This window comes from Rathayibacter sp. AY2B7 (genome assembly GCF_002931635.1).
Classification (GTDB): Bacteria; Actinomycetota; Actinomycetes; order Actinomycetales; family Microbacteriaceae; genus Rathayibacter.
Window position 1 is genome coordinate 20,709 of sequence record NZ_PSUC01000035.1, and the last position, 6,638, is coordinate 27,346.

Here is a 6,638-nt window from a genome sequence, read left to right on the forward strand (position 1 = left end):
AGGACGCACGGCGAGCGGGTCGCGGACGCGCACCCCAGGAGGCGTCGGCGCCTCCCGAGACGGCCGCTCCGGCGCCCGCCGCCGCCCCCGAGGCGACTCCTGCTCCCCCCGCGGCCGACAGTGCTCCTGCCGCCCCGGTGACCGCGGACGCACCCGACGCGTCGCCGGCGCCCGCGACGACCGGGAGCGGCTACCGCGTCCGCGCCGAGCGCCTGCCGATCATCGACCCGCAGCCCCGGCTCGAGGACGACCGCTGGCCCGCGAAGGCGTTCGTCGGCGAGGTCGTCCCCTTCGCCGCCACGGCCTTCCGCGAGGGGCACGACCTCATCGGCGTCGACCTCCTGCTGCGCTCGCCGTCCGGGGCCGAGTCGGAGCACCGCATGTCGCTCCTCGCGACCGGCACCGACCGCTACGGCCGTCTCGTGGCCCTCGACGAGGAGGGCGACTGGAACTACCGCATCCGCGCCTACGCCGACGACTGGGCGACCTGGCTCCACACGGCCGAGGTCAAGATCCCGGCCGGCCTGGACATCGACGTCACCTTCGCCATCGGCGAGGGCCTGCTGCGCAGCGGCGCCGACGACTCCTCGCGGCCCGAGGGCGAGCGCAGCCTGCTCTCCGACACCGCCGCCCGCGTCGGTGACACCACGCTGAGCGCCGAGGATCGCCTCGCCGCGGCGACCGATCCCGCCGTCCACGGCGCGCTCGACGCCCGCCCGGTGATGAGCCTCACCAGCGTCTCGGAGCCGCGCACCGTCCACGTCGAGCGCACCCGCGCCGGCGTCGGCGCCTGGTACGAGTTCTTCCCCCGCTCCGAGGGCGCCGTGCGCCACGAGGACGGGACCGTGACCAGCGGATCCTTCCGCACCGCGATCGACCGCCTCCCCGCTGTGGCCGCAATGGGCTTTGACGTGCTCTACCTGCCGCCGATCCACCCCATCGGCCGCTCCTTCCGCAAGGGCCCGAACAACACCCTCGACGCCGGCGAGAACGATCCCGGCTCGCCGTGGGCGATCGGCTCGGCCGAGGGCGGGCACGACGCGATCCACCCGGACCTGGGTACCGAGGACGACTTCCGCGCCTTCCACGCCGCGGTCGAGGCCGCGGGCCTCGAGCTCGCCCTCGACTTCGCCCTGCAGGCCTCGCCCGACCACCCCTGGGTCACCAGCCACCCCGAGTGGTTCACGACGCTCCCCGACGGCTCGATCGCCTACGCCGAGAACCCGCCGAAGAAGTACCAGGACATCTACCCGATCAACTTCGACAACGACCCCGAGGGCATCCGTCAGGAGTCGCTGCGGGTCCTGCAGCACTGGATCGACCTGGGCGTGCGGATCTTCCGCGTCGACAACCCCCACACGAAGCCGCTCGACTTCTGGGAGTGGATCATCCACGAGGTCAACGCCGAGCACCCCGAGGTCGTCTTCCTCGCGGAGGCGTTCACCCGCCCCGCGATCATGCGCGCACTCGGCAAGGTCGGCTTCCAGCAGTCGTACTCGTACTTCACCTGGCGCAACACCAAGGAGGAGCTCGGCGAGTTCTTCACGAGCATCTCCCACGAGACGGCCGACTACATGCGGCCGAACCTCTTCGTGAACACTCCGGACATCCTCACCGAGTACCTCCAGTACGGCGGCCGCTCGGCGTACAAGGTACGGGCGGCCCTGGCCGCGACAGCGTCGCCGCTGTGGGGGGTCTACGCCGGCTACGAACTGGTCGAGAACGTCGCTCGCCCCGGCGCCGAGGAGAACATCGACAACGAGAAGTACGAGTACAAGACGCGCGACTGGGCCGGCGCCGAGGAGTCGGGCCGCTCGCTGGCGCCGTACATCACGCGCCTCAACGAGATCCGGCGCTCGCACCCCGCGCTCGGGCAGCTGAGGAACCTGCACGTGCACGGCAGCGACGACGACGCGATCCTCGTCTACTCCAAGCACCTGCAGGCCGCGTTCACGGGTACCGGGACCGACGACACGATCATCGTCGTCGTCAACACCGACCCGCATTCGGCCCGCGAGACCACGGTCCACCTCGACCTGCCCGCGATCGGGCTCGACTGGAGCGCGACCTTCGAGGTCGAGGACCTGATCACCGGCGCCGTCTGGACCTGGGGCAGCGACGACTACGTGCGGCTCGACTCGTTCGTCGAGCCCGTGCACATCCTGAGCGTGAAGGCGGACGAGCGATGAGCGGAACCACCCCCGAGGGTACGAGCCCGGCCGAGGAGGCGGGCCTCGGCGCGCACGCCGAGACGGTCCCGACGACCGGCACCAGCTCGGCGACCACCTCCGGCCACGGCGCGCACGTCGCCGACGCGGCGCCCGACGCTCGACAGCACCCCGGAGCGGACGGCGAGAACGCGCGCAGCTACGCGGTCGGGACGGTCCCGGAGGCGCCTCAGCCGGTCGCGGCCGACGACGCCGTGACCGTCGAGCCCGACGCCGACGACGCGGAGTCCGCTCCGGTCGGCAGCGGGGCCGAGGGCGACCTGCCTGACGACACGGACGCCGCCGATTCCGTCGCAGCCGACAGTGCCGCGCGCTTTGAGACGACCGCCGGCCCCGCCGAGACGACCGCGGACCCCGCCTCCGCTTCGGGCCCCGTCGACGGCACCGCTGCGATCGCGCTGCCCGACATCCCCGAGTGGGTGCTGCAGCAGCTCGCCACCGGCAGCAACGCGCTCCCCCACGACGTCCTGGGCCAGCACCTCGTCGCGGCCCCCGGCGTCTCCGACCCGGTGACGGTCGTCCGCGTGCGCCGCCCGCTCGCCGAGAAGGTCGCCGTGGTGCTCGCCACCGGCGCCCGCGTCGAGCTGAGCCACCTCAGCGACGGGATCTGGCAGGGCTTCCACGTCCTCGGTCCGCAGGCGTACACGGTCGAGGCCCGCTACGGCGGTGGCGGCGAGTGGACCGCGGAGGACCCCTACCGGTTCTCGAAGACGGTCGGCGACTTCGACCTCTACCTCATCGGCGAGGGCCGCCACGAGCGCCTCTGGGAGGCGCTCGGTGCCCGCCACCGCGAGCACGAGGGGGTCTGGGGCACGAGCTTCGCCGTCTGGGCCCCGCACGCCCAGGCCGCTCGTGTCGTCGGCGACTTCAACGACTGGAACGGCGAGGGCCACTCCCTCCGCAACCTCGGGACGACCGGGGTCTGGGAGATCTTCGTCCCGGGCGTCGAGCCCGGAGCCTCCTACAAGTTCGACCTGCTCTCGCGCGACGGCCACTGGGTCCGCAAGGCCGACCCGATGGCCCGCGCCACGGAGGTGCCGCCTGCGACCGCCTCGAAGGTCCCCGTCTCGCACCACCAGTGGGGCGATTCCGGCTGGATGGAGAAGCGAGCCTCGGTCGATCCGCACACGCAGCCGCTCAGCGTCTACGAGATGCACCTCGGCTCCTGGCGTCCGGGACTGGGCTACCGCGACCTCGCGGACCCGCTGATCGAGTACGTCACCGAGCTCGGCTTCACGCACGTGGAGTTCATGCCGCTCGCCGAGCACCCGTTCGGCGGCTCCTGGGGCTACCAGGTCACCGGCTACTACGCCGCCTCGAGCCGCTTCGGCACGGCCGACGACCTCAAGTACCTGATCGACCGTCTGCACCAGGCCGGCATCGGCGTCATCGTCGACTGGGTGCCGGGGCACTTCCCCAAGGACGACTTCGCCCTCGCCCGCTTCGACGGCGAGCCGCTCTACGAGCACCCGGACTGGCGCCGCGGCGAGCAGATGGACTGGGGCACCTACGTCTTCGACTTCGGGCACACCCAGGTGCGCAACTTCCTCGTCGCGAACGCCCTGTTCTGGCTCGAGGAGTTCCACGTCGACGCCCTGCGGGTGGACGCCGTCGCCTCGATGCTCTACCTCGACTACTCCCGCAAGGAGGGCGAGTGGCTGCCGAACCAGTACGGCGGACGCGAGCACCTCGAGGCGATCAGCTTCCTCCAGGAGGTCAACGCCACGGCCTACAAGCTGCACCCCGGCATCATGATGATCGCCGAGGAGTCGACGAGCTGGCCCGGCGTCACCCAGCCCACCAGCTCCGGCGGCCTCGGCTTCGGGCTCAAGTGGAACATGGGCTGGATGCACGACTCGCTCGACTACATGGCGAACGACCCGCTCTGGCGCCAGTACCACCTGGGTGAGATCACCTTCTCGTTCGTCTACGCCTTCAGCGAGAAGTTCGTCCTGCCGATCAGCCACGACGAGGTCGTGCACGGCAAGGGCTCGCTGATCCAGAAGATGCCGGGCGACCACTGGCAGCAGCTCGCGAACGTGCGCGCCTACCTCGCCTTCATGTGGGCCCACCCCGGCAAGCAGCTGCTCTTCATGGGCCAGGAGTTCGGCCAGTACTCCGAGTGGAGCGAGGAGCGGGGTCTGGACTGGTGGATCCTCGATCAGCCGAGCCACCGCGGTCTCTGGAGCCTCGTCGGTCAGCTGAACCGCGTGTACCGCGACTCGCCGTCGCTCTGGGAGCTCGACCACGAGCAGTCGGGCTTCGAGTGGATCGACGGCGGCGCGGCGGCGGCCAACGTCGTCTCGTTCCTGCGCAAGGACAGCGAGGGTCGCCCGATCGCCGTCATCGCCAACTTCTCGGGCTCGCCCGTGCACGGCTACCGGGTGAGCCTGCCCACGGCGGGCCGCTGGGAGGAGCTCGTCAACACGGACGCCGAGATCTACGGCGGCAGCGGAGTCGGGAACTTCGGAGCGGTCGAGGCTCGCGAGGAGCCGTGGGCCGGCCGCCCGGCTTCCGCCGAGCTGGTCCTGCCCCCGCTGGCCGTGCTCTACCTGCGACCCGCCGACTGATCGGTCCCCGCACGGAAGAGGCCGCCCGCCGCGACGATCGTCGCGAGCGGGCGGCCTCTCGGCGTTCCGGCCGGCGTCAGTAGAGCAGGCCGGTGAGCCGGGCCCGAGCCTTGTTGACGCGCGGGTCGGTCTGACCGACGATCTCGAAGAGCTCCAGGAGGCGCGCGCGGACGGCGGCCTTCCCGTCGGCGTCGAGCCGCGGGAACATCGAGAGCAGCCGGTCGAAGGCGTCCTCGACGTGGCCGCCCGAGACGTCCAGGTCGGCGACGGCGAGCTGCGCGTCGAGGTTCGACGGCTCGGCCGCGGCGGTCGAGCGGATGTCGTCGAGCGTGCGGCCCTGGAGGCGGGCCAGCAGCCGCACCTGAGCGAGACCGGCGACCGCGAGGTCGTCGCGCGGGTTCTGCGCGATGGCGGTCTCGTACTCGGTGATCGCCGCGGCGTAGTCGCCCCGGTCGATCGCGTCGTAGGCCTCCTGGTGGTGCGGCGGCAGCGGCTCGGGCTCGGGCTCCGCGCCCTCGGCGGGAGCGGCTCCCTCCACCGGCACCGTGCCCGTCACACCGTTCTGAGCCGCGAGCTGGAGGACCTGCTCGAGCAGGTCGCGCAGCTGCTCCTCGGCGACGAGGCCGCTGAACAGGGGCACCGGGCGGCCGCCGATGATCGCGGCGACCGTCGGCACGGACTGCACCTGGAACGCCTGCGCCAGCTGCGGGCTCGACTCCACGTCGACCCCGACGAGCACGAACGCACCGGCGTACGAGACGACGACCTTCTCGAGCAGCGCGGTCATGCTCTGGCTCTGGTCCGACCAGGAGCCGCGCAGGTCGACGATCACCGGCACGCGCGAGGAGAGCTGGACCACCTGGTCGAACTCGGCGTCGCCGGCGGTCAGCAGCAGCGGATTCGCGCCGGGCGCGCCTCCGGGAGCGGCGGGCGCGGCCGGGGCGCCGGCGGAGGCGGCGGGCGGGGTGCGGCGGTTCACCAGCGACGAGAGGTCGACGGCGCCGCGGAGGTTTCCGGGCAGGGGCGGGACGGTGCTCACGGCAGCTGCACCACCGAGACGAGTCCCTGGCTCCATCCGAGCATCACGATCTTCTCCTCCGATCCGACGGGCGGTACGTAGAACAGCAGTTGGTATCCGTAGGTGGTCTCGATGCCGGTCGTCGACTTGTCCGTGCCCAGCAGGGTCTGCGAGGCGCCGGAGGTCGAGACGGTCGAGCCCTCGGCAGTGGGGCGGACGGTCGACGTCTCGGCGATGCTCGCCGCGACGAGGGCCCCCGAGTCGTTCGTCGCGAGCGCGATCGTCGGCGACGTGCCGGCGGCGTTCGAGAACTCGATCGAGGCGGTGTCCGGCAGCGCCTCGCGGTCGGCGTTCTTCTTGTCGACGCCGACCTGCCCCCGGAGGGTGTCGCCGTCGGCCGCGAAGAGCTCGGCGTACTGGCTCGAGTCGCCGTTGGCGAGCACGTCCGCGTACGCGGAGCCGACGGTCTGCGGGGCGAGCTTCATCAGGCGCGAGTCGGGCGCCACGATCGACGTGCCGACGGTGACGGGCGCGACGTCGGGGATGCGCGCGTTGGCCTCGAGCGAGATGGCGTAGTCGACCTTGTAGTCGACGCGCGGGCTCGCCTGGCTCATCATCAGCGCGATCGGGGCCTGGGTGGAGTCCGTCGAGTTCTGCACGACGGCGGTCACCAGGCGCGGCCACGACTCCGTGTCCTGCGGGAGCACCAGGCTCACCGGGGAGGCCGGGATCCTCGCCGAGCGCTTCCAGGGCGAGGCGCTCACCGAGCGCACCACCAACTACGACGTCGTCGCCAAGGGCGGGACGATCGACCCGCCGCAG

Annotated in this window: 5 protein-coding genes; 3 read left to right on the forward strand and 2 right to left on the reverse strand. The window is 71.8% G+C overall.

Going from position 1 to position 6,638, the window contains the following annotated elements; all coding sequences use genetic code 11:
• Positions 1-218: 218 nt before the first annotated feature.
• Complete coding sequence (locus C5C27_RS08045; protein ID WP_258066555.1) at positions 219-2,189, forward strand: alpha-1,4-glucan--maltose-1-phosphate maltosyltransferase; 1,971 nt, start codon at positions 219-221, stop codon at positions 2,187-2,189.
• Positions 2,186-4,798: a 1,4-alpha-glucan branching protein GlgB gene (gene glgB / locus C5C27_RS08050; RefSeq protein ID WP_104314079.1), complete on the forward strand. Its 2,613-nt coding sequence runs from the start codon at positions 2,186-2,188 to the stop codon at positions 4,796-4,798. Before C5C27_RS08045 ends, glgB begins: the two co-directional genes overlap by 4 nt.
• Positions 4,799-4,874: 76 nt before the next feature.
• Here the strand turns inward: glgB and C5C27_RS08055 are convergent, their stop codons facing one another.
• The gene (locus C5C27_RS08055) at positions 4,875-5,837 is read right to left on the reverse strand and encodes a tetratricopeptide repeat protein (protein ID WP_104314080.1); all 963 of its coding nucleotides are present in this window, start codon (positions 5,835-5,837) and stop codon (positions 4,875-4,877) included.
• On the reverse strand, positions 5,834-6,475 hold the full coding sequence (locus C5C27_RS08060) for a hypothetical protein (protein WP_219813145.1): 642 nt from the start codon (positions 6,473-6,475) through the stop codon (positions 5,834-5,836). Before C5C27_RS08060 ends, C5C27_RS08055 begins: the two co-directional genes overlap by 4 nt.
• Between C5C27_RS08060 and C5C27_RS18355 the strand changes: the two genes are divergently transcribed.
• Positions 6,453-6,638 (forward strand): hypothetical protein (locus C5C27_RS18355; protein ID WP_219813146.1); only part of this gene is annotated, 186 nt, incomplete at its 3' end. The genes C5C27_RS08060 and C5C27_RS18355 overlap by 23 nt on opposite strands.

Bases quoted from the DNA above. Each gene is read 5' to 3' on its own strand.
- glgB (WP_104314079.1), top strand. From the start codon at position 2,186: ATGAGCGGAACCACCCCCGAGGGTACGAGCCCGGCCGAGGAGGCGGGC.